This window comes from Pseudoalteromonas holothuriae (assembly GCF_945859825.1).
Lineage (GTDB): Bacteria > Pseudomonadota > Gammaproteobacteria > Enterobacterales > Alteromonadaceae > Pseudoalteromonas > Pseudoalteromonas holothuriae.
Map to the genome: position 1 here is coordinate 1 of NZ_CAMAPC010000014.1, position 23,932 is coordinate 23,932.

The window sequence follows — 23,932 nt, forward strand, 5'->3', positions numbered from 1 at the left end:
AACAGTTAAATAAATTGACTGATGATGATCAGTTAAGCTAATTTAAAAACGGCTCTACAAAATGATAAATCAAGTGATCAAAGCTGATGAGAATCGGTGATCAAAGTCATGAGAATGCGCACCAACATTATACTTTTCAAGGAACACCTTATGGCGAGGTTCAATAAAGGCAAAGCTTTCAGTGACTAAATTGTGGTAAACGTTATCGTCTTGAATCCAATTTTTGTCACGAATTTCCTCATAACAATGCTCACACATAACCTTTATATCAGCAAAGGCTTCTGATTTGTCATTCCACTCGCCTTCAGTATCTAAGACTTCTTCGCATTTATTGCACCAAGCGTCCGGGCATAACTCATCTGGATTATCTGGGTCATAACCCAAGTTAAAACCTAAGCCTTCTCCGCTGGCTAAGTGCTGGCAAATAAAAGTTGCGTTAGAATTGCCGTGAGTATCGCAATTTACATTTCCATCAAAGTCACTCATGAATTCATCTCACTTTTTTGTCTTTTTCCCAATCGTCTATTAATCCAATCGGCAGATTATTTACTCCATTAGAACGATAGTGAGCTATTTCAAATCCACTGTGTTTTTTAGCTACTTCTGGTGGTAAATCATTATCAACCAATATTATCTGACAAAGTTTTCCGTTCTCTTCAAACCGCTCAGCTAAATCTAAAAGTGATTCAAACAAATTTTTATATTTATCAGGGTCAGATACACCCTCATTTTCATCTGCTTTAAGATCCGTATCTAAAGTTCCGTCTTCAGGTGTTTTTCCTAAGAACTTTCCGACAGTATCAATCATCATCAAACTAGGTAGGTTTGTGTTCGTATTTAATTTAGCTCTCATAATAGAAGCTAGATAACCAATTGAAGTAATAGTTCTTAAACCACCAGAGTTAATGTTCCTGTATTCAATATTCCTAACTATTGGTAAAAAGCTCTTTTCACTAATAGATACACCAAATTGATTATTAATTTTTACATTTTGTAAAAATAAATCTAGAGAACTTGCCAAATCAGATAAAACAGAAGACATGGAAGGAGAACTTTTTAGCATTTCCTCCAATCGTTCTTTTAATTGGGTGATATTGGATTCGATACGACCAATATGTTCAGCTATACTTCGTTGTCTATTTCTCACTTTCAAGGCGTTTACAAATTTATCCCTTCGCTCGACAAGCTTTGCACTTTCCTTTATCAATACATCTCTCTCAGCCAAAAACGGTGTAACAGCATTAGCTAGCTCTTCATCTATGTATTCTTTCGCTTTTGACTTTTCTTTGTAAAGTTCGTTTAGAGTTTGCGTAGTTTCTTCAAGTTCCTTTCTATTTTCTGCAATTAAAACAGCTAAATCTTTAGACCGTCTTACTATAGAATTTAACTCATGCTTGAGTTTATTTTCTTCTGAAATATCAAACTCTTCAGAGACATCACTCAGATTTATTGTATTATCACAAATTGGGCAGCTTGAAGTAGTATATTCTTGTTTTCCAATTGCATTTCTTGCTTGTGACGCAGCTTTGAGCTTTTGAATATCGTTTTGATAATCGTTACTTAAGCGCGAAAACCTTTCAATGTTTCTCTCTGCATGACTCTTAACATCTTCCAATCTCTTGATATCAAGATTAATAGTATCTAAGGCTTCTTTGAGTCCACCATAAAGTTCATTATTGGATACCATTTTGTTGTTAAGTTCTTTTAGCTGCCTATCTAAGTCTTCTTTTAACTCATCGATCAGCGTAATTTCTTCATCTATTGCTGATGTTTGCTCAAATTCTATTTCAGACAAGAATTTTGAAATAACCCTATACTGACTCTCCAAGTCCGATTTTTCCTTTGTCCTTGTCGATATATCAACCTCAAGATCTGAAATATTTGTGTCTAACACGTTAAATATGTACTTCAATACTTCTCTATTTTTCACTTCAACAACAGGATTGCCAATGTTAAGCATATGAGTGCTACCGACATCATCTTGGTTTAAGTACATATATTTGAATAAGTCTAAAAAGCTTAATCTAGCAGTGTCTGAATTGTCTTTTGTAGGTGCTTGTTTTAATTTAACTATTGGAAAATTAAGCTCTTCTAACAGAAAATCCGACAAGCTTTTCTTTTCATTTGTACTTCTAGAAACTGACGATACATATTTTTCCGGAAAGTTTTCTTCTAATTTGGCGTACCGACATGAATACACCTCTACATCTTTAGTCGAATTGTATAGATCTCGAATAATACAATATGGCGCTCCATTAATTTCGACTTCCAATACAGCATATTTTACAGATGAAGAAATCTCATGATCTAACTTGCTCTGTTTCCCACCTAGTAAATAATAAACAATTCTGAGAATACTGGATTTACCTGTATCAGCATCCCCATAAATTATGTTAACTCCCGGATAAAACGGAACTGTATAATTTTTTCTATGGCCAACTAACACTAGCTGCTTAAGTAATAATCCTTGCTGAGTAGTCATTTCTATCCTTGCTTCAAAACTGAATTAATATAAGTACTTATCTTGGATGAGTTTTCTGATTGCAATTTAGCTAAACTATCAATAAAACCATTAATTTTTTTGTAATATCCATCAGTAAACTCTTCCAATATCGAGAGTCCACTGTCATTTAATTCAAACAAAAACCCTTCTTTTTCATTAAATGAAGCTTGAATATACCCTTTAACCGACAAAGCTTTTAACAACTTAGTAACTTTATCTCGATTAAATAATTCATCTAGATTTGGTGCTATGGTATCAACAGTAAAATAGTCAGTTTGCTCAATTAGAAACTGTTTTTTTCCTGCTTTCGATAACACCTTATTTAGGAAAACAGGTCGAGTGACCAAAAAATAAAATGTCTGGATTTTATCAATTGTTAAAACAGCCTTTCCGCGCTTGGTTCGAGCTAATTTACCAATAATTAGCATCAGAATACCCGCATTGTAATAAAAGTCTCGTTCAGGCTGTAAAAAAGGCAGGCTACTCATAGCCTTTTTCCTTCAAGCTCTCTTTCATTGACGCAAAATTAGCATTTTTGTCCCACCAAATAGCTTCAGTTTCACTGTTAGCTAATTGGTGCAGCATTCCTTGCTTATGAATTGCATTTAAAAATGGAATTAAAGTTTTCAAAAACTCTTTATCTTCTTTCATTATTTGCTCATGAACATCAGCTAATAACAACCCTGAATTAGGAATTCCATCATGAACATATTTGGTATAACTATTTTGATAAATTTTCTTAATTTTCTTGTACAATTCAGCCAATCGTTTCTGATCTGAAGCGCTACTGAATATTTTTCGAATGTACTCAGCATTTAAGAATACTTCTTTAGCATCGCGTATTGATGTTTTATGGACGTCAGCAGCCAATAGTTTCAATACGAATAGTTCATCACTATACTCATCGTCATTGCTTAGAGACTGAATTTCAAAGTTACTTATCGCAGGATCACCATCTCGATAATCTAAAATCAGTTTTTTAACAGCCACTAAAATAGTAGAGTTTTCGTTCTCAGGTTTAGTAATACTAGAGTGATTTTCATCTACACTGATAACATCTGATACTTCTTTATCTGCGGGAACGGCACTAGTTTTGTCCACTATTTTATCGCTTGTACCATAGAAATACTTTGTTGTTGGTCTTAGAGAAGTTTTTAACCAGTAGTCATTTAATCTATGTATAAAGCCATTTAAAGGTTCCAAACCCTCTATTTGTAGATTATTACTTATTAAATTCCCGTATGTGGCTAGCTTAGCTCCTTGATGGGGGACAGCCAATGATAAGAACATTTTAACCTTTGAAATTGATTTTTCTTCCAAATCTTTAATAATTAAACTTTTAGTTACAAGCCCCCCCATACTGTGGGCAATAACAAACACGGAGTCATATTTTTCTAACCTAAATCGAAACTCAGTGCGCAGTAAATTTGAAATTTCTTCTATGCTTGAGTTACTTCTTAATTTTCCATGTGATGTGCCAAAAAGCTTTTTCAAAAGCTTGGAAGTATTGCTAACTTTAGCGAAAAGGTTTGTTAATTTGGTGAAATAGGTGAACTGTGCAATATCAAAGTTATCAGATATTTCTTTATCTTGAAGTAATAACGAAGGAAAAGAAACTTTACCGTCAAAACTCCATGTGTCAGAGCCTCCAGTGAAGCCATGTACAAACAATATAAGGTTGGAACCATTACTCTTTTCGGAAATGAACTCGATCATTTTCACTTTCCTTAGTATTTAAGTTGGTACTCCGATTCCCAACCACATAATTTTATTAAACTTATTCATAACATTATCAACTTTTTACAAGAATTGATACTGCATACCTTTGCCTAGAACAAAAAAGGTGAGCACTAAGCTCACCTTTTCAATTCATTATGAGTCACAGACTATATTCGACTCACAAACTACCGAAATAAAGTCACAGACTTTATTAGAGTACGACACCCAAAACCTTACTCTGCGTAAGTCTCTACCGCTGGGCATGAACAAATTAGGTTACGGTCGCCGTATACATCATCAATACGGGTCACTGTAGGCCAGAATTTATCTTTGGCTACGCTTGCCACTGGGAACGCAGCGTAAAAGCGGTCGTAGGCTCTGTCCCACTCGCTACCAAGTACATCAGCTTGCGTGTGTGGTGCAAATACTAATGGGTTATTTTCGATAGACCACTCACCTGAGATGATTTTGTCGATTTCGCCTTTGATTGACACCATCGCTTCAATAAAGCGGTCAATTTCTACTTTAGACTCAGATTCAGTTGGTTCAATCATCAAAGTGCCCGCTACAGGGAACGACATTGTTGGTGAGTGGAAACCGTAGTCTTGTAGACGCTTAGCCACGTCCATTTCAGTGATGCCTGACGCGTCTTTTAACGGACGCAGGTCAACAATACACTCATGTGCTACACGATTGTTTTGACCGCGATACAGAATGGGGAAGTGCTCGCTTAACTTTTCAGTTAAGTAGTTTGCACTGACAATGGCCATTTCAGTCGCTTGCTTTAAGCCTTCGCTGCCCATCATGGCAATGTAAGCCCATGAGATAGGCAAGATTGCCGCTGAGCCATAAGGCGCTGCTGAAACCGCGCCATTACCTTCGGTCGTACCTGCAACGTTAATAATACTGTGGTTAGGCATAAATGGCGCTAGGTGCGATTTAACACCGATAGGGCCAACACCTGGGCCACCGCCACCGTGTGGAATACAGAATGTTTTGTGTAAGTTAAGGTGCGATACGTCAGAGCCGATAGAGCCTGGGCTTGTTACACCAACTTGTGCGTTCATGTTTGCGCCGTCCATGTATACTTGACCACCGTGTTGATGAACAATGTCACACACTTCTTTAATACTTTGCTCATAAACACCGTGCGTTGACGGGTAAGTAACCATGATGCAAGATAGGTTTTCTGCTACGTCAGCCGCTTTAGCGCGCAAGTCTTCCATATCAATATTACCGTGCTTATCGCAGCCAACTACCACTACTTTCATGCTTGCCATTTGTGCCGACGCGGGGTTAGTACCGTGTGCAGAACTTGGGATCAAACAAATATTACGATGGCCTTCACCACGTGACTCGTGGTATTTACGAATTGCAATAAGACCCGCGTATTCACCTTGCGCACCTGAGTTAGGCTGTAGTGATACCGCGTCATAACCGGTAATATCAACTAACCAATCGTGTAGCTCGTTGATCATCACTTGATAACCTTGCGCTTGCTCAAGTGGGCAAAACGGATGTAGCTCTGCAAATTCAGGCCAAGTCACGGGGATCATCTCTGCTGTCGCGTTTAGCTTCATGGTGCATGAGCCTAACGAGATCATAGAGTGATTAAGCGCTAAATCTTTATTTTCTAAACGCTTGATGTAACGCAGCATTTCAGTCTCACTTTGGTACGAGTTGAAATTAGGGTGCGTTAAAATCTCATCATCGCGTACTAGAGCTGCTGGAATACCAGTTACACCATCGTTGCTTATTTGTACATCGAGCGCATCAACGTCTAGACCATGACCTTCGCCTAGGATGATATCAAACAACTGGGTTACATCTGCACGGGTGGTTGTTTCGTTAACTGAAATTGAGTATTCACCAGCATGGTTAGTCGCAAAGTTAACCTCTGCTGCAATCGCGCGTGCTATAACATCATCTTTATTATCAGCAACCACGGTTAAGGTATCGAACCAAGTATCATGCTTAAGGGCAACGCCTTTAGACTTAAGACCCGAGGCCAAAATACTGGCAAAGCGGTTAATACGCTGAGCAATGGTTTTTAACCCGTCTGGACCATGGTATACCGCGTAGAACGCTGCCATGTTGGCAAGTAAAACCTGCGCGGTACAAATGTTTGAGTTAGCTTTTTCACGGCGAATATGTTGCTCACGGGTTTGCATAGCCATACGTAGTGCATCATTACCTAAGCGGTCTTTTGATACACCAATAATACGTCCCGGTAATGAGCGCTTATACGCATCACGCGTAGCAAAAAATGCCGCATGAGGACCACCGTAACCCATAGGCACACCAAAACGCTGTGCAGAGCCTAGTACCACGTCAGCACCGAGTTTACCCGGCGCTTTAAGTAGCATTAAGCTCATAATATCAGCTGCCACACAGGCAATGGCTTTTTTACTTTGTACTTGGGCAATTAAATCTTGTACGTCTACTACTTCACCTGTGGTGCTTGGGTATTGAAACAATGCACCAAAAATATCGTGATTTGCAGCCTCAGCAGCAGGGCCAACCACAACGTCAAAACCAAACTGTTCAGCACGTGTTGCCACCACATCAATTGTTTGTGTGTGCACATCTTGGGCAATAAAGAAAGTGTTGGCTTTTTTCGCTTTTGATACGCGCTTTGCTAATGCCATTGCTTCAGCTGCCGCCGTTGCTTCATCAAGCAACGACGCGCTTGCTAAATCAAGGCCAGTAACATCAATAGTGAGTGTCTGGAAATTTAATAATGACTCTAAACGACCTTGCGCAATCTCTGGTTGGTAAGGAGTGTAAGCCGTGTACCAGCCTGGGTTTTCAAGTACGTTACGTAAAATAACATTAGGCACATGTGTTGGGTGGTAGCCTTGACCAATGTACGACTTGAATACTTTGTTTTTGCTAGCAACTGATTTTAGGTAGCTTAGGGTTTCAACTTCTGTACGGCTTTCGCCGATACTTAACCCTTGCTCTAAACGGATAGCCGCAGGTACAGTTTGACCGATCAGCTCTTCAACACTCGATACTCCAAGAGCGCTTAGCATATCAGTTACTTGCGCCGGGCTTGGCCCTATATGGCGACGAATAAAATCTTGCTTTTGCTCTAATTGTTCAAGAGATTTGGCGTTTGACATTAGTCCAGATTCCTATGATCCAAATTAAAAAGTGTGTTTGTCACAGCCTTGGTAGCAGCAGAGTAACAAATCAATATCACCCTATGTGGTAAGGCACACAGGGAAAAATTTTGTGCGAAACAATAAAAGCCCCATAAATGGGGCCTTTAATTAAACGTAAACTGCTTAGTCTTCGTCAATAGTATTCGCGTAACCTTCTGCATCTAGCAGGTTCTCAAGCTCTGACACGTCAGATGCTTTAACGCGGAATAACCAACCATCGCCATAAGCGTCGTTGTTTACAGTCTCAGGCGCGTCTTCTAGATCTTCGTTGACTGCAACGATAGTACCTGTGATTGGTGCATAAATATCAGATGCTGCTTTAACCGACTCAGCAACTGCACAGTCTTCACCTGCATCCACTTCATCATCAACGTCAGGTAATTCAACGAATACCATGTCGCCTAGAAGTTCTTGAGCGTGCTCAGTGATACCTACAGTGTAAGTGCCATCGCCTTCAGCGCGAACCCATTCGTGTGAAGGTGCGTACTTTAACTCGCTAGGAATGTTGCTCATCTTTTTGTTCCTTTGGTTCGGTGTTTTGAGTGCTTAATGCACCCTATTTTAATATTAAATTATTGCTTTGCCGTTACGTACGAAGCAAGGCTTCACTACTTTTACGTCAACTAACTTTTTGCGCATTTCAACTTGTGCTGTATCGCCCGTTGAGCGAGGCACTCGTGCCAATGCCACACTAAAGCCTAAAGTTGGTGAGAATGTACCAGAAGTGATCACCCCTTCGCCACCTTCTACGATAACTTTAGATCCACCGCGAAGTACACCCTTAGTTTCTAAGACTAAGCCAACCAGCTTGTCAGTGCTTTTATCAGCGCGTTGTTGCACAAGCACGTCACGACCAATAAAGTCACGATCCGCAGGCTCCCATGCAATAGTCCAAGCCATGTTTGCAGCCAGTGGCGATACAGACTCATCCATATCTAAACCATACAGATTCATGCCCGCTTCTAAACGTAGCGTATCACGTGCGCCTAGGCCAGCCGGAGCCACCCCTGCGTCTAATAATTTTTGCCAAAGGTCTGCGGCACCATCATTGTGTACCACAATTTCATAGCCGTCTTCACCTGTATAGCCCGTTGTGGCAATAAATAAATCGCCGGCTTGTACACCAAAAAATGGCTTCATACCTTCAACTTCTGCATTTTGCGCATCATCAAGAATACTTGCTGTTTTAGCTTTAGCATTTGGGCCTTGCACAGCAATCATCGCATATTCAGGGCGCTCTGTTACTTCAACCGCAAAACCTGCAGAAACATTTGCAATGTGTGCTAAATCTTTTTCACGCGTTGCTGAATTAACAACTAGGCGATAGTTTGTTTCAGTGAAGAAGTAGATGATCAAGTCGTCAATCACACCACCTTGCTCGTTAAGCATACCGGTGTAAAGTGCTTTACCCGGCTTTGTTAACTTAGCAACATCATTGGCTACAAGCTTACGCAAAAACGCTTTTGCATCGTCGCCTATAACATCAACAATGGTCATATGAGAAACATCAAACATACCAGCATCGGTGCGCACCGCGTTGTGCTCTTCAATTTGTGAACCATAATTGATTGGCATTTCCCAACCATGAAAGTCCACCATTTTCGCGCCAGCTTCAAGGTGCTTAGCATGTAACACTGTTTTAGAAGTCATATCAGTCCTTCACTTTAAAATTATCAACAAGCAACCTTGCTGAACTTTGCCTCAAACGAGGTGGGGTTAATTCAATAGCAACAAGGGCGCTCAAAAAATGAGTGCCCTTGTTGGTTTGTTCTAGTTTAGGTTAAAGCCTTGTGCTTGCAATGTCGTTTGCCATTTATTAAGCGTTGGCAATTGTGCAATTAGTTGGTAACGCTGCTCACCTTGCTCTAATACAGAGGTTACGAATACTTCACCACTTTGCCTGCCATAGCAAACAAGTTCGTCAGAGAGCCTTAAGCCCGGTGTAAGCTCAAAACTAGAAACAATCGTATCAAATGCTTGTTGGCCCGATAAAGTGGTAATGGCTAAATCATCTCGCACCACCAACTCAATGTCATAATCATCAACATGCTTGGCTACAAACTGCTTTAAAATTGCCACCGCACCACTATCTACTACAAAACGGTAAGCGGTTTCACTAAAATAATACACGCTGTAGAGTTGGCCGTCATCAAGCTTACCTTGAATGCCAAGGCCCGGTGCCATTAACTTATTAAGGTTTAAACCCATTTGTTGACTTAAAAAAGGGGTTGCTTCAAAACCGCTAAAATCTAACACGGTCAGATTGTGTGTCGCCGCCATGCTATTAATAGCAGGTGTAATGCCTTGGCGATGTTTTGCAAACATGGTCGGAGCAAATGTCATAATGACACCTTAATTAAAACTTGATTGGTGAGCAGTATATTAACCATAAAAGCCAACAACAAATTGTAATTATTTATCCATTGATAAATAATACTTATGTAATTAGCTTTGTTAAATAGTATTTATTAATATGAAGAACTTATCGATTGATGGTTTACGCACCCTAGTCACTGTAGTCGACGTAGGTGGCTTTGCAAAAGCGGGGGAGCTGCTTGGCTTGTCACAGCCTGCCGTATCGCTACAAATAAAACGCTTGGAAGAAATGCTCAATTGCAAACTGTTTAAAAAGCAGGGTCAACGGCAAGTACTAAACCAATATGGTGAATTGTTATTGCCCCTCGCTAAACAAATGCTGCAACAAAACGATGCCATAATTCAGCAGTTCACCTCTGAAAGCGTAACAGGAAAAGTACGCTTAGGTATACCCAGCGAGTTTGCGGCACGCATATTGCCATCAATTATTGGCGACTTTGTGTCTTTATATCCAGATGTATCGCTGGAGGTAAAGTCTCGACTGAGTAAACACTTGCTGTCAAGTTCAAGACAAGACCAATTTGACTTAGTACTGGCACTCAATGAGCAGTTGGACTCTGCCCATTATCCCATATTTATGCAAGATCAACTGGTATGGGTGGGCGACTTGTCAAAAGCAAGTACACAACAAGTAACACTTGTTACCGCACCTGAGGGATGCATTTATCGTCGCCGAGCAATTGAAGCACTGCAACAAGCCGGTATAAAACACCGTATTATTTATAGTAATGCCGACTTAACCGGTTTAATTGCTGCTCTCAAGGAAGGGTTGGGGATCACTGTATTAGCAAAAAGCACAGTACCCAGTGAGCTAAATTATCAAAGCCACACAGCACATTTACCCGAGCTTGGGCAAATAGGCATTTGTTTAATTAAAAACTCAGCTGAGTCAGTGCATGCAGTAGATAAATTAGCAGAGTTTATTGCTTTGCGGCTAGGCTGAATACTCGGGCTCATCATTGTTTTTCACCTTCACCAAAGTTAGACGCTTATATCACCTAGGCCCTGAAACAAGTTCAGGGTGACAAGGTATGTAGTAGTTCAGGGTGACAGTTAATGTAGTTAATGTAGTTAATGTAATTCATGTAGTTCTGGGTAACGGTAAATCTACAACAACTCGAAGCCCAAGTCTTTTCGCTGTCATCCTGACGCAGCTCAAGATCTGCTCCAAATAACTGCCTACTTGCCAACAGCCTCTTTGACGAAAAGGTGCTTAATTGGTCCAAGATTATCAACCAAACTCAAGCCAACCCCGCGTACCAACTTTTTCAAAGGATGGGCACCTTCAAACAGCTCTTTGAGGCCTTGCATCATAGCAATATGCTTTTGTGCATCAAGCTTACGAGTGCGTTCGTACTCTCTTAATACTCTATGACTAGCAAACTCTTTATTTTGTTTATCACTTAGTAAGTCAATCAAAAGGGCCGCATCTTTTAGCCCTAAGTTCATACCAAGGCCCGCAAGTGGATGAATAGTATGCGCGGCATCGCCCATTAGCACTACCTTGTTATTTAACCACTGCTTTGCATAACGCATTCTAAGTGGAAATACAGCTCTATCATCTGCCACTTCACACAATCCGCATTGACCATCAATTGCAACGTTAAGCGCTTTATTAAATTCGTTTTTTGATAACGCCATCAGCCGCGCGGCTTCATTTGGTGACGTAGACCAAACAATTGAGTGGTGATGCTCATCTGACAGCGGTAAAAACGCCAGAGGTCCTGTCGGCAAAAAAACCTGTCTCGCTGTAAACTCATGAAATAATTGCGTTTTCACAGTAGCCACAATAGCATGATGATCATAATCCCAAAAAGTCAGAGGCATTTTAAACTGCTGACGAATAGCTGAATTTGCCCCATCTGCAGCTACCAATAATTTAGCCATAATCGGCTCACCCGACTCAAGTGTTACCAGTACATCTGTATCCGTTTGGTGAATACTTTGATAACTCGTATTAAACGCCATGGTCACATTGCTAAATTGAGAAAGCTTATTAAAAAGCGCAAAGCGGATAGCGTCATTTTCAATAATATGGCCTAACTCAGGCAAGTCGAGCTCTTGGCTATTAAACGCTATTTTGCCAAAGCTATCTTGGTCTCGTACATCCATATGTGTATAAGGTGCTACACGCATCTCAATAATATCTTGCCACACAGCTAAGCGCTCAAACAAAGTTTGACTGGCTAAACTAATTGCACTGACTCGATTTGCATAAGTTTCTGCCAGTGCTCTAGGTTGTGAATTACTATCTATAACTTGCACACTGATATTAGCTTTAGCAAGGCCTAAAGCAAGTGTTAAGCCTACCGCCCCACCACCTACAATACAAACTTGAACTTGCTTCATTTAATAGTCCCTTTGAGTACATGACCCATTAACTGTTTAGCTAACGGCGCTTTTAAACGAGTAGATAGTGCCATAGCAAATAAACCACAGCTTCGCCCTAATGCGACTAAGCGCGAAGAGTTAGAAAATAAACGCACCAATGAGTCTGTAAGAGTCATTACCATATTAATATCTTGTTCACGAGATAGCTCATAGCTGCGCGTAAAATGGTAGTTACCCAATTCTTGCTTGTCTGTATTGGCTAACACCGTCACCAAGCATTGAATATCACGCAACCCCAAATTAAAACCTTGTCCTGCAATGGGGTGAATGGCATGTGCAGCATTACCAATTAGCAAGCAACGATGACTTACGACTTTATCAACACGCCCAAACATCAAAGGGTAGCTACTTCTCATTCCAACATGTGTAAATAAGCCAGCTCGATAGCCAAATGCTTGCTGTAACTGGGCTACAAATTGCTCAGGAGCCATTTGCAGGTACGGCTCTAACTGTGTGTTATTCATACACCAAACCAGCGAATATCTATCATCACTCATTGGTAATAAAGCCATAGGACCGTGCTCAGTAAAACGCTCAAACGCTTTGCCATTATGCCCACCTTGAACTTGAATATTGGCAATGAGCGCACCTTGCTCATATACAACACTGCTAAAGTCAAATTTAAGTAAAGTGCGAGTAGGAGACTGCGCCCCATCGGCTATTATCAACAATTTAGCGCTCAGCTGTTGAGCATCGCTAAGTGTTATCTCAACCTGAGCATCACACTGCTTTAGCTCAGTCACGCTAGCTGGACAAAATAAGGTAACGCCTGCGCTATTAAGCTGCTGATGTAAAAAAGCACCATACGGATTCACTTCAACCACATAACCTAATGCATCACACTGGTAGTCATCATGGTTTATTTGGGTTTTACCAAAGTGGCCCCTGTCAGACACATTGACTTGTTTTATTGCCTGCGCGTATGTCCAGCTTGACTTAAACAGCCCTAAACTTTGTAAATAAACAACCGACTGTTGGGCAAATGCTATGCTCCTATCATCAAAACTTGGATGAACGTTGTCTTTGGGCGCGAAAGCTTCAACAACCCCAACTTTGTAATCTGCATTAAGCTTGCTTATTGCCAGTGCAGCAGTAGCACCAGCCATGCCACCACCCACAATTAGGATATCGAATTGTTGCAACCTTTTCTCCTAGCGTTGCATGAGCGCTTCTATGTCTGCGATTGATTTAGGCACCGAAGCGGTAAGGTTTTCAAAGCCATCTTCAGTAATGAGTAAGTCATCTTCAATGCGAATACCTATACCTTTGAATTGTTCTGGTATTTGAGCATCTTCATCAAAATATAAACCGGGCTCAATGGTTAACACCATACCGGGTTCAAACGGCCTGTCTGCTTCGTCAAGTTTGTACTCACCCACATCATGTACATCAAGACCTAGCCAATGCCCAAGACCATGCATATAAAATGCTTTGCATGCTTGGTTATCTAGAAGTGTATCAACATCACCGGCTAAAATACCGAGTTGGATCAAACCAGTCGTCATTACCTTCATAGCTGCGTAATTTGCTTTGACCAAAGTACTACCCGGCTTTACTTGTGCAAAAGCTGCCTGCTGCGCTTTTAATACCAGTTCATACACTTGCTTTTGAGGTTCGGTGTATTTTCCTGAAACCGGAAATGTGCGGGTAATATCAGCTGCATACCCTTCTAACTCACAGCCCGAATCAATTAGTATCAAGTCGCCGTTTTTAAGCACATCACTATTTTCGGTGTAATGCAAAATATTGGCGTTATTGCCCGAACCTACAATTGTGCCATAAGCTGGGTGGCGTGCACCATTCATAGCATAATGATGATGTAATTCAGCCTCTAGTTGATACTCAGTTACTCCTGCTTTGGCAAAGCGCATTGCTCTTTTATGCCCTTCGCAACTGATTTGCGCTGCTTTGCGCATCACTGCAACTTCCGGCTCAGATTTAAATAACCTCATTTCATGAATCAACGGGCGGATATCTTTGATTATTTCTGGCGCGCGAAAACCTCTTTTAGGTGCACTACGTAGCGTATTTAGTAAACTCCATACTTTATCGTCAAAGGCACTATAAGTTCCCTGCCCAAAATACAGAACACGCTTACGATTAACTAACTCCAGCAACTTCTCATCAAGTTCGCTAAGTGGGTAAGTATTGTCAAACAAATATTGCTTTTTCGCTTGCTCATAACCCACGCGGCGACCATGCCAAATTTCCGCAATTTTGTCTTTGCTTCGACAAAATAAATGTGAGACCAGTTGCTCACTTTTGTCTTTGCAAAGTACTAGTATTGCGTCTGGTTCGTTAAAACCCGTTAAATAAAAAAAGTCACTGTCTTGGCGAAATGGAAACTCAGTATCTCGGCTACGAGTTAGCTCCACAGCAGCGGGAATGACTGCCACTGAGTTTTTATCTAGCTGTGATAAAAGGTGTGTTCTGCGCTTTAAAAACTCTTTTTGTTCAATCATTAGTGTATCGTCTTAGAAGTTGTTGCAGGGTCTTTGCCCATTTCAGCAAAACACAACATGGCCGATACACGAATATATTCAATGATCTCATGCAAGGCTTGCTGGTCCTCTTCAGTTTCATCAAAGTGACTATCAAGCTTCGTGATTTCAGTAAAGTCGCCTATCACTTCTTTAACATCATTTGATAACTTGCCATAGTCTTTTTGCTTGAGCCCAAAACCAAGCAAAAAGCCTGATACCCAAGCCACTAATGCATTAGCTTGATCAAGTAATGACTCATCTTCAGAGGGTAAAAATAGTTCAAAGTGAAATTCAGAGTCGCTAAAATGCTCAACCACATGCTTGTACATACGAGCAAAGAACTGTTTTAGCGCTTCGCTAAAGTTCTGACCTTCGTTGAATACATCGCTCAGTAACCCTAAATATTCTTTTTCTTCAATATTTAAACCACATGCCAACAAACCACTGATGGCACCATGTACTTCAGCTGGGGCAACAAAAATATCGTGTTTTTCAAGCAACAATTGTGCTTGCGTGTAGTCGTTTAATTCGCTCATCTGATCAACTTTTTTTCGCGTACAGTCACTTAATGCTAACACTGCAAGTATAGCAACTCCAAGCAATTGTATCCTATGGACTAAAATTCAAGCACTCTGATTATTAAAATAGCAGCAAAGCATAAAAACTCAGCAAACACACAACTATTTGCGTTTTATGGTTTCGACTTGCCTCGATGTTTTATATACTAAAGGAGTTCCCTAGCTCGTAGGACAGTAGATTAAGTCCCTGAGCCGATAAACTTTATTTAGGAATGTAGTTTACTTGCTACTGAGCATGCTTGGCATGTACCGAGAAGCCTACGGTGAGTTGTTGCGTTCCGCCTTGAACCTTAGGGTTCAAGGGCTGACATCCGCATCCGCGCCGCTGGGGAACATCTCTTCTTTTGATATACCTTTTAGCCACACCTATTTAACCTAAAGTTAGGATAAGAGTTTTAAAATAATAAACTCTAATTTTATTAAAACATTACTCATTATAACGAGCTAAATTACTCACTCTTTGCGTAAAAAAGTACGCCATGCAGAATAAACAGGCACAAAAAAACCCCACTTAAGTGAGGCTTTTCTTAGTCGTCTAATTAGTTGCACACAACTAGACGTTAATTCTTTAAATTATTAAAGACCTGCTCTGTCTTTAATTACAGCGATAAGAGGCGAACCACTGTGGCCATTACCTTCTGCCCACGCTATTTCAGCGCCATCAGCTAGAGTACTTTTTGGTAAGTTTTTAACGATATACTCGCCCGCATCAGCTGCGTTACTTACAATTGCATGGCGAAGCATATTGTTGCCGTTACACAAAACAGCATCAAAAATATTACGGATTTTAACACGTGAACTTTTCAGCTTTTTACGTAAGCTACTTTTGTCATCTGCTGCAATATATTCACACAGTGATATTGCTAATTGCTCGTTCGCATTTGCCTGATGGCTAAATGATAAAGAAGCCACACACAAAGAAACTGACACAAGCACAGTCGATAATTTCATTTCAAACACCCTCTAATACTTTATTCGTACCCCAAAACGAGTGTAATTGTAACAAGTTGCACAAAATTTAGCAATAAACTCATACTTTTTTGTTCAAAGTTACGAACTTATAGCTATGTGGGTTTTTTTCATCGGCATCACAAAGCTGCTCTTCCGTTACCTGCCAATGTGCAGATTTTGTGTAATCAGGAAAGCAAGTATCCCCTACAACTTCTAGGTCTATAAACGTCAGATATAAGCGGTCGCACAAAGGTAGGCACTGTTCATAGATATGCCCACCACCAATAATCATAACCTCTTGCACCTCGCTAAGAAGCGCCAATGCTGCATCTGGAGAATTTACCACTTCAATTCCCTGTGCTTGATAGTTAGCATTTCGAGTGATCACGACATTGCGTCTGCCCGGCAAAGGGCGTCCTATTGATTCAAATGTCTTTCTTCCCATAACAACAGGCTTGTGCAAAGTCACTCTTTTAAAATGCTGTAAATCTGCTGGTAAATGCCATGGCATTTGGTTATCTTGACCAATAACACGGTTGTTTGCCATCGCCGCTATCATGGAAACTATCACATCAAACCTCATTAATAATTTAGTATTAAAAAAAGGGCCAAACAGCCCTTATTTATAAACGTAAGTATACTTATCTCTCGTAGATAACTTCAACATCATAATCGTCGTCATCCCAATCTTCGTCCCAGTCATCATCACTGGCATCTTTAGTTGCTTTACGGTGGTAAGTATCCCACTTAAACTCAACTTCTTCTTGTTCGGCTTCTGCTTCAAACTTATCTTTTGGCATACTTTCAAGTAATGTCATAATGTCGTAACACAGCGCTTGCGTATTGAGTTTATTAATAGCCGAAATACGATACACCTGCTGCGCATCTAATTCATTAGCAATACGCTCACAAATTGAATCTGCTTCCTCTTGTGGCAATAGATCAATCTTATTTAAGATCAACCAGCGCGGCTTTTCTGCTAGTTTTGGACTATATTGGTGAAGTTCGTTGATAATAGAGAATGCATTATCAACTGGATCAGTTCCATCCACAGGCATAACGTCAATAATGTGTAACAATACTCTACAGCGCTCTAAATGCTTTAAGAAGCGAATACCTAATCCGGCACCTTCTGATGCGCCTTCAATCAAACCTGGAATATCAGCAATAACAAAAGACTTACTTGCTTCAGGTCTTACTACACCTAAATTTGGAATAAGCGTTGTAAACGGATAATCAGCAACTTTTGGTTTAGCAGCTGACACACTACGAATAAAAGTAGACTTACCCGCATTTGGTAGCCCTAACAAACCAACATCAGCTAACAGCATTAGTTCTAGTTTTAAGTTGCGTACTTCGCCAGGTGTACCCAATGTTTTTTGGCGTGGCGCTCGGTTTACACTTGATTTAAAACGCGCATTGCCCAGACCATGAAAGCCACCTTTAGCAACCAAGAGCTTTTGCCCATTTTGCGTTAAGTCCCCCAAAGACTCTTCGGTATCAACATCGCTTACACGTGTGCCCACTGGCACCTTCATGTATAAATCATTACCTTTTTTACCCGTACAATTTCTTGACTGGCCATTAGTACCACGTTCTGCACGGTGAAAACGCTCAAATTGATAATCAATTAGCGTATTCCAATTTTCATCAGCAATTAAATATACACTACCACCATCCCCACCATCGCCGCCATCAGGGCCACCATCAGGGACATATTTCTCACGACGAAATGACACAATGCCACTCCCGCCATCGCCCGCTTCTGCGCGAATTTCAACTTCATCGACAAACTTCATGGTTACTCTCTTTTGACTGGGGGGTTCTAATACCGAAGTATAATACCTTTACCAATAAAACATGAGTCATTATTACATCAAGTAATAAAAACCTGTTTAAGCTGATAAATTTTACTTTAGACAAACAAAAAACCCCGCCGTAGCGGGGTTTTTTAAATCTTTTACCGATTACTCAGCAACGATGCTAACGTATTTACGGTTTAAAGGACCTTTTTGCTCAAAAACAACTTTACCGTCTGATTTTGCAAAAATTGTATGGTCTTTACCGATACCTGCGTTAGTGCCAGCGTGGAACTTAGTACCACGTTGACGAACGATGATGTTACCCGCTAACACTGATTCGCCACCAAAACGTTTAACACCTAAGCGTTTACTTTCTGAATCGCGACCGTTACGAGTACTACCAGCTGCCTTCTTATGTGCCATCTTTCTGTACCTCTAAATTAAGCGCTAATGCCAGTGATTTTAACTTCAGTGAACCATTGACGATGGCCCATCTGCTTACGAGAATGCTTACGACGTCTAAACTTAACGACCTTAATCTTCTCACCGCGACCATGTGAAACAACCTCAGCTGTTATCTTGCCACCGTTTACGAACGGTGCACCGATCTCGATTTTCTCACCATCAGCAACTAGAAGTACTGAATCAAATTCAACTGCTGCACCAGTTTCAACGTCTAATTTCTCTAGACGAATTGTTTGACCTTCAGTCACACGGTGCTGTTTACCACCACTTTGGAAAACCGCGTACATAATTAACTCCGTCTGTGCGCCCTCAAATCGACGCAACTTAATATTCTTCAATAGGGCGCGAAGTTTACGCTAATGCTTAAATACAAGCAACCTTATTTTTGTAGAAAATGAATAAAAAGTGACAGCTTTGAGGGCGAATCATTATTTTTTGTTAGTCTATCCAAAAACACCACCAAACCAAAGCGCTTTTTTACACTTTTAAGACCACTTGCAAAAGCATATGAACCAATAAACATGCAGCCTAAATAATCAACAACATATCGGGTATAAGTTATTTTTTCGGCCAGATCAGGACAAAATATCGAGCTAGTTAGAATTTTGTAGTACACTCGCGCTGTATATCGTAAATTTATTTTTGGCTTGGAGCACAATGGATATCAAAACTATCCAGACGTTAATCGAACCTGACATGCTTAACGTCAATCAACTTATTCATGCGCAAATGCAATCTGAAGTTGCTTTAATTAATCAACTTGGCCTGTATATTGTTAATAGCGGCGGTAAGCGCATTCGCCCAATGCTCACTCTACTAACTGCTAAAGCGCTAGCGTGCTCTGATGACCAACATATCACTTTGGCGACCATTGTAGAATTTATCCACACAGCAACATTGCTACATGATGACGTGGTAGATGAATCTGCACTTCGTCGTGGTGAGCCAACTGCTAATGCCGAATTTGGCAACGCAGCAAGCGTATTGGTTGGCGACTTTATTTATACTCGCTCATTCCAGTTAATGGTTGGCCTTAACAATATGCAAGTTATGCAAATTCTTGCTGACGCCACTAATGTGATAGCAGAAGGTGAAGTGTTGCAATTGATGAACTGCAATGACCCTGACACGACAGAGCAAAGTTATATGCAAGTTATCTACAGCAAAACCGCCAAGCTCTTTGAAGCGGCAACAATGTTACCTGCTGTGGTGCTTAAGCAATCAGAAGCAGTACAAGAGGCTCTAAAACTTTACGGAATGCACCTAGGTACAGCGTTTCAACTGGTAGATGATGTCTTAGATTACAGTGCTAATGCGCAACAAATGGGTAAAAATTTAGGTGATGACTTAGCCGAAGGTAAACCTACATTACCACTGATATATGCAATGCAACATGGCAGCAAACAGCAAGTTGAGCAAATACGTGAAGCTATAGAAACAGGTAATGGTATGGCTTACCTTAACGATATTCTAGCTACTTTAGAACAAACTAATGCGCTGGAATTTACAATGGCAAAGGCGAAAAATGAAGCACAAAAAGCCATCGATTACTTGACTGTTTTGGCTGACTCGCCATACAAAACCGCACTCGTTACGCTCGCCGAATTATCAGTTGCACGAGATCATTAAACACTCGTGTTTGTATTAAAAACTAAAAAACCGCATTTGCGGCTTTTTAGTTTTTAACTTACTTTTTATCTGGTGGGCGATAGCCTTCAATTTCAACTTCTTTGCCTTCAAACAAAAAGCCCACCATTTGTTCTTCTAACAATGTCCGGTGCTCAGGATCCATCATATTGAGGTGCTTTTCATTAATTAGCATAGTTTGTTTGTGCTGCCACTGCTGCCAAGCTTCTTTTGAAATATTGTTGAAAATCTTCTCACCCACCTCACCAGGGTATAATTGAAAGTCCAAACCGGGTGCTTCTTTTTGTAGCTTTTGACAAAATACAGTACGTGCCATAACGTTTTCCAAATTAAATTGAAGAAGAATATAATTAACCTCAGGTTTGGATTAGAGTTTTGAAATAGTAAATATGTAATAACTCACATTACTTATCATCCAATGATGATATTTTGTTCAATATCAAGGCGCTTTTATGTAGCAATAGCTGGCTATTAAAAATAAAAGCAACGCAGATAGTGGGCAAAATAGCTTTATTGGGCAAATTCGCTTATCCAATACTGAGGTTAACTAGTCTAACTCATTGTGCTGAGGACTTTAACCAACTTTTTGGTTGGTGCAGCAAGCCCTACCTCAGGGTGCTGCTCTACATCATACCAAATAATAGGCTGTTCATGAGCAAAATCAGGAATATTGTCTAGCTTGAGTACTTGCGGGTGAATCGTTAACTCAAAATGAGTAAATATATGAACAAACGACTCTAATGACTTTATCTGGCCTTTAAATCCTTGCTGAGCAACAAACTGCTCTACGTCTTCAAATGATTGAAACTCAAAAAAACCAAACAGCCCGCCCCAAATGCCAGAGTTAGGCCTTTTTTCCATAAGTACTTTGTTATGCGTATTTACAATTAAATGATACGCCTGCTTCTTAGGCTTTTCTTTTTTTGGTTTAGAGTTAGGATAGGCTTTAACCTGCTCATGTTTAAACGCCAAGCACTGACTCATCAATGGACAAGCTTCGCAGTCAAAATTGCTACGAGAGCAAGTGCTTGAACCTAAATCCATCATCGCTTGGTTAAACTCTGTAACATTACTTGTTGGTGTAATTGCATCACTGAGTGCCCAAAGCTGGTTTTCAACTTTTTTCACACCGTACCACCCTTGCACCATAAAAAAGCGAGCTAGCACACGCTTTACATTGCCGTCTAAAATGGGGTGATGCTGACCAAGCGCCAAGGATAATATAGCACCTGCGGTAGAGCGTCCTATCCCGGGTAATGCCATCATTTGCTCAAGTGACTGTGGAAATTCTCCTTTATATTCATTGCTCACGATTTTTGCTGTTTTATGAAGATTTCGAGCCCTAGCGTAATATCCTAACCCCGTCCAATGGTGAAGTACTTCGTCCTCTGGAGCCTTAGATAACGCATCGACAGTGGGAAAGCGCGCCATAAAACGCTCAAAATATGGGATCACAGTAATTACCTGAGTCTGCTGTAGCATGACCTCAGAGACCCACACTTTATAAGGCGTTTTCTCTAATTGCCAAGGTAACGTTTTTCGACCATGTAGGTGATACCAATTAACGACCTGCTCGGCAAACCACTTTGCTTGTTCACTAGATACCTGCATTAAACACACTATTTTTAAACATTTTTATAGCTCGCCAGTGTATGGTGCTTTTAAAAACAGTCAAGCTATTGTACTTATGTCCTCGAATAGGGATAATATGCGCCCGTTTTTTACACCGAAGAATTGATTATGAATGAATCGAGTAAAACCACGCTAGCGCAAGCTGAGCAAGAAGGTAAATATATTCGTAAAGTGCGTAGCTTTGTTAAGCGTGAAGGTCGTTTAACCAAAGGTCAACAAGCTGCTATTGATAAATGCTGGCCTGCTATGGGGTTAGAGCACAGCCAAGGTATGCTCGATTTTTCTCAAATTTTTGGAAATGACAACGGTGTGGTGCTAGAGATTGGCTTTGGCATGGGGAAATCTTTAGTTGAAATGGCAAAAAATGCACCAGAGCTTAATTTTATCGGTATTGAAGTTCATCGTCCAGGTGTAGGTGCCTGCTTAATGGAAGCGGATGAACAACAAGTCACTAATCTGCGTGTATTTGAGCATGATGCCGTAGAAGTACTGGCTGATTGCATTGCCGATGGCAGCCTAACAACAATGCAGTTGTTTTTCCCTGATCCATGGCATAAAAAACGTCATCATAAGCGTCGAATCGTACAACTTGAGTTTGTAGAAAGCTTGCGTAGCAAACTAAAAATTGGTGGTGTTTTCCATATGGCTACTGATTGGGAAAACTACGCGGAGCATATGCTTGAAGTGATGCAAGCAGCGCCTGGCTATAAAAACATCTCTGAAGCTAACAATTTTGTACCGCGACCCGATAACCGCCCACTCACGAAATTTGAGCAACGCGGCCACCGTCTTGGTCATGGCGTTTGGGATCTAATGTTTAAGCGCACTCAGTAGGCCTAAACACAAATAAAACCAATTTTCTTAATACATTGATCATTCTAGTGGACTAAATAGCTCATTAACGGCGTTAAAAATTATTCATGTAGAATAATGCATATCGAAATTTTTGCCTTGTTACTAAGCCAGTTATCTGCCGCAATAGTTGACAATTTATTAAATGCAATTGGTATAAAACTGTTCAAGGGTCTTTAAAGGCTCTTAATAATGAGTAATTATGAGTAAGTTATCTAATCCAAGCCTATTACTACTTCGTAATGAAGAAGAACTCAGTGGCAGCAATATTTTAGTCATCAATACCAACCGTGATGGCTTTTTGTCACAATTAAGTCAGCTTAACCCTAATGCAACCATTAATGCATTTAGCTATAATGTTGCTGATCATAACGACTCAAGCAAATACCCAGATGTACACAGTTTTGTCGACTGCAAACTCCCCTCTTTTGAATCACTTGATTTAATTATTTACTACTATCCAAAGTCTAAGCCTGAAGCATTAATGATGCTTGATAACATCCGCTCAATCGCAAACAACAATACACGGCTATTGGTTGTGGGGGATAATAAAGGTGGTGTTAAATCAGTAGAAAAACAATTAAAACCGTTTGCGGAACAATTTTACAAATTAGACAGCGCAAAGCATTGTGTATTATATGAGTTTTCTGAACTTGAGCCGTTTGAAAGTTTCGATATAAAACGCTACCAAAACCTGTTTACAGTCAAAGTAGCTGAGCAAGAGTTTACAGCTGTAAGCTTACCGGGTGTATTCAACCATGGTAAACTTGATGTTGGCACACGACTATTACTTGAAAATATACCAGTGCCTTACAAGGGTAAAGTCTTAGATTTCGGTTGTGGTGCAGGTATCATCGCCACATTTGTTGGTACACAACAGTCAGAACTAAAACTATCTTGTTTAGATGTTAATGCACTCGCTCTTTATGCAACACAACAAACACTTACATTGAACAACTTAACAGCTGAATGTATTTTAAGTGATGGTATGAATGAAGTTAGCGGTCAGTATCACCTCATTATAAGTAATCCACCATTTCACACCGGCATTGCTACTGACTACGGTATCGCTGAGCGGTTCTTAGAGCAAGCAAAAGGCTTTTTAAAGCCCAACGCCCAAATACAAATTGTTGCTAATAACTTTTTAAAGTACCCACCTATTTTGGAACAACAATTCGGCAAGTTTACTGTCCTAGCAAAAAACACCAAATTTACTGTCTATCAAGCAAGCAAGTAATCAGTTCAGCGCCGTGAAATCGTTTTTTTAGGCGCTTGTTGGATAAAATAACATGCAAAATCAGGGATTTTTTTGTTATTTTATCTAATCTGTTTGCTACACTAGAATATAGTTCATAATATTCAACTC

23 protein-coding genes and 1 other RNA gene are annotated in these 23,932 nt (G+C 40.3%); 5 read left to right on the forward strand and 19 right to left on the reverse strand.

The window, feature by feature from the left end:
- Positions 1-69 precede the first annotated feature (69 nt).
- The 8 genes from OCI93_RS15250 to OCI93_RS15285 form a co-directional block, all read right to left on the reverse strand.
- The gene (locus OCI93_RS15250) at positions 70-486 is read right to left on the reverse strand and encodes a hypothetical protein (protein ID WP_261626775.1); all 417 of its coding nucleotides are present in this window, start codon (positions 484-486) and stop codon (positions 70-72) included.
- Positions 487-490: 4 nt separating this feature from the next.
- Positions 491-2,482, reverse strand: a complete 1,992-nt coding sequence (locus OCI93_RS15255) for an AAA family ATPase (RefSeq protein ID WP_261626776.1) — start codon at positions 2,480-2,482, stop codon at positions 491-493.
- Positions 2,483-2,484: 2 nt separating this feature from the next.
- On the reverse strand, positions 2,485-2,991 hold the full coding sequence (locus tag OCI93_RS15260) for an ABC-three component system middle component 4 (protein WP_261626777.1): 507 nt from the start codon (positions 2,989-2,991) through the stop codon (positions 2,485-2,487).
- The gene (locus OCI93_RS15265; protein WP_261626778.1) at positions 2,984-4,219 is read right to left on the reverse strand and encodes an ABC-three component system protein; all 1,236 of its coding nucleotides are present in this window, start codon (positions 4,217-4,219) and stop codon (positions 2,984-2,986) included. The genes OCI93_RS15260 and OCI93_RS15265 overlap by 8 nt, the downstream gene beginning before the upstream one ends.
- Positions 4,220-4,455: 236 nt before the next feature.
- Complete coding sequence (gcvP, locus tag OCI93_RS15270) at positions 4,456-7,347, reverse strand: aminomethyl-transferring glycine dehydrogenase (RefSeq protein WP_261626779.1); 2,892 nt, start codon at positions 7,345-7,347, stop codon at positions 4,456-4,458.
- Positions 7,348-7,512: 165 nt separating this feature from the next.
- A complete protein-coding gene (gene gcvH / locus OCI93_RS15275; protein WP_261592581.1) occupies positions 7,513-7,902 on the reverse strand; it encodes a glycine cleavage system protein GcvH in 390 nt (129 codons plus the stop codon).
- 54 nt (positions 7,903-7,956) lie between these two features.
- The gene (gene gcvT, locus OCI93_RS15280; RefSeq protein WP_261592582.1) at positions 7,957-9,039 is read right to left on the reverse strand and encodes a glycine cleavage system aminomethyltransferase GcvT; all 1,083 of its coding nucleotides are present in this window, start codon (positions 9,037-9,039) and stop codon (positions 7,957-7,959) included.
- Between the two features lie 120 nt (positions 9,040-9,159).
- Complete coding sequence (locus tag OCI93_RS15285; protein WP_261592583.1) at positions 9,160-9,732, reverse strand: hypothetical protein; 573 nt, start codon at positions 9,730-9,732, stop codon at positions 9,160-9,162.
- A 130-nt stretch (positions 9,733-9,862) separates the two neighbouring features.
- Between OCI93_RS15285 and OCI93_RS15290 the strand changes: the two genes are divergently transcribed.
- On the forward strand, positions 9,863-10,708 hold the full coding sequence (locus OCI93_RS15290) for a LysR family transcriptional regulator (RefSeq protein WP_261592584.1): 846 nt from the start codon (positions 9,863-9,865) through the stop codon (positions 10,706-10,708).
- Between the two features lie 236 nt (positions 10,709-10,944).
- Here the strand turns inward: OCI93_RS15290 and OCI93_RS15295 are convergent, their stop codons facing one another.
- The 4 genes from OCI93_RS15295 to OCI93_RS15310 are packed head-to-tail and all read right to left on the reverse strand — an operon-like array spanning position 10,945 to position 15,175.
- Positions 10,945-12,114, reverse strand: coding sequence for an FAD-dependent monooxygenase (locus tag OCI93_RS15295; RefSeq protein ID WP_261626780.1), 1,170 nt, complete (start codon positions 12,112-12,114; stop codon positions 10,945-10,947).
- Entirely contained in the window at positions 12,111-13,298 is a 1,188-nt protein-coding gene (ubiH, locus tag OCI93_RS15300) for a 2-octaprenyl-6-methoxyphenyl hydroxylase (RefSeq protein ID WP_261626781.1), read from the reverse strand. The genes OCI93_RS15295 and ubiH overlap by 4 nt, the downstream gene beginning before the upstream one ends.
- Before the next feature lie 9 nt (positions 13,299-13,307).
- Positions 13,308-14,618, reverse strand: a complete 1,311-nt coding sequence (pepP, locus tag OCI93_RS15305) for a Xaa-Pro aminopeptidase (RefSeq protein ID WP_261592587.1) — start codon at positions 14,616-14,618, stop codon at positions 13,308-13,310.
- Positions 14,618-15,175, reverse strand: a complete 558-nt coding sequence (locus OCI93_RS15310; protein ID WP_261592588.1) for a UPF0149 family protein — start codon at positions 15,173-15,175, stop codon at positions 14,618-14,620. Before OCI93_RS15310 ends, pepP begins: the two co-directional genes overlap by 1 nt.
- A gap of 195 nt (positions 15,176-15,370) precedes the next feature.
- Here OCI93_RS15310 and ssrS point away from each other — a divergent pair.
- Positions 15,371-15,553: non-coding RNA, 6S RNA (gene ssrS / locus OCI93_RS15315), on the forward strand.
- Between the two features lie 240 nt (positions 15,554-15,793).
- Here ssrS and OCI93_RS15320 read toward each other — a convergent pair.
- The 5 genes from OCI93_RS15320 to rplU form a co-directional block, all read right to left on the reverse strand.
- Positions 15,794-16,168: a DUF3718 domain-containing protein gene (locus OCI93_RS15320; protein WP_261592589.1), complete on the reverse strand. Its 375-nt coding sequence runs from the start codon at positions 16,166-16,168 to the stop codon at positions 15,794-15,796.
- Positions 16,169-16,247: 79 nt separating this feature from the next.
- Positions 16,248-16,739, reverse strand: coding sequence for a type 3 dihydrofolate reductase (gene folA, locus OCI93_RS15325; RefSeq protein WP_261626782.1), 492 nt, complete (start codon positions 16,737-16,739; stop codon positions 16,248-16,250).
- A 70-nt stretch (positions 16,740-16,809) separates the two neighbouring features.
- Entirely contained in the window at positions 16,810-17,967 is a 1,158-nt protein-coding gene (gene cgtA / locus OCI93_RS15330) for an Obg family GTPase CgtA (protein WP_261592591.1), read from the reverse strand.
- Positions 17,968-18,135: 168 nt separating this feature from the next.
- Positions 18,136-18,393 carry a 50S ribosomal protein L27 gene (rpmA, locus tag OCI93_RS15335; RefSeq protein ID WP_261592592.1) on the reverse strand — a complete coding sequence of 86 codons (258 nt, stop codon included), beginning with the start codon at positions 18,391-18,393 and terminating at the stop codon, positions 18,136-18,138.
- Positions 18,394-18,410: 17 nt separating this feature from the next.
- Positions 18,411-18,722 carry a 50S ribosomal protein L21 gene (rplU, locus tag OCI93_RS15340; RefSeq protein WP_261592593.1) on the reverse strand — a complete coding sequence of 104 codons (312 nt, stop codon included), beginning with the start codon at positions 18,720-18,722 and terminating at the stop codon, positions 18,411-18,413.
- Positions 18,723-19,092: 370 nt separating this feature from the next.
- On the opposite strand from rplU, the gene ispB reads away from it, so the two are divergent.
- A complete protein-coding gene (ispB, locus tag OCI93_RS15345; protein ID WP_261592594.1) occupies positions 19,093-20,064 on the forward strand; it encodes an octaprenyl diphosphate synthase in 972 nt (323 codons plus the stop codon).
- Positions 20,065-20,122: 58 nt separating this feature from the next.
- On the opposite strand, the gene OCI93_RS15350 is transcribed toward ispB, so the two are convergent.
- Positions 20,123-20,398 carry an oxidative damage protection protein gene (locus OCI93_RS15350; protein ID WP_261592595.1) on the reverse strand — a complete coding sequence of 92 codons (276 nt, stop codon included), beginning with the start codon at positions 20,396-20,398 and terminating at the stop codon, positions 20,123-20,125.
- A 236-nt stretch (positions 20,399-20,634) separates the two neighbouring features.
- Positions 20,635-21,693, reverse strand: a complete 1,059-nt coding sequence (mutY, locus tag OCI93_RS15355; protein ID WP_261626783.1) for an A/G-specific adenine glycosylase — start codon at positions 21,691-21,693, stop codon at positions 20,635-20,637.
- A 129-nt stretch (positions 21,694-21,822) separates the two neighbouring features.
- Between mutY and trmB the strand changes: the two genes are divergently transcribed.
- Together trmB and OCI93_RS15365 are read left to right on the forward strand one after the other, a co-directional pair.
- Positions 21,823-22,548 (forward strand): tRNA (guanosine(46)-N7)-methyltransferase TrmB, encoded by a 726-nt coding sequence (gene trmB / locus OCI93_RS15360; protein WP_261592597.1) that lies wholly within the window; start codon positions 21,823-21,825, stop codon positions 22,546-22,548.
- A 220-nt stretch (positions 22,549-22,768) separates the two neighbouring features.
- The gene (locus OCI93_RS15365) at positions 22,769-23,803 is read left to right on the forward strand and encodes a methyltransferase (protein ID WP_261626784.1); all 1,035 of its coding nucleotides are present in this window, start codon (positions 22,769-22,771) and stop codon (positions 23,801-23,803) included.
- The last annotated feature ends 129 nt before the right edge of the window (positions 23,804-23,932 follow it).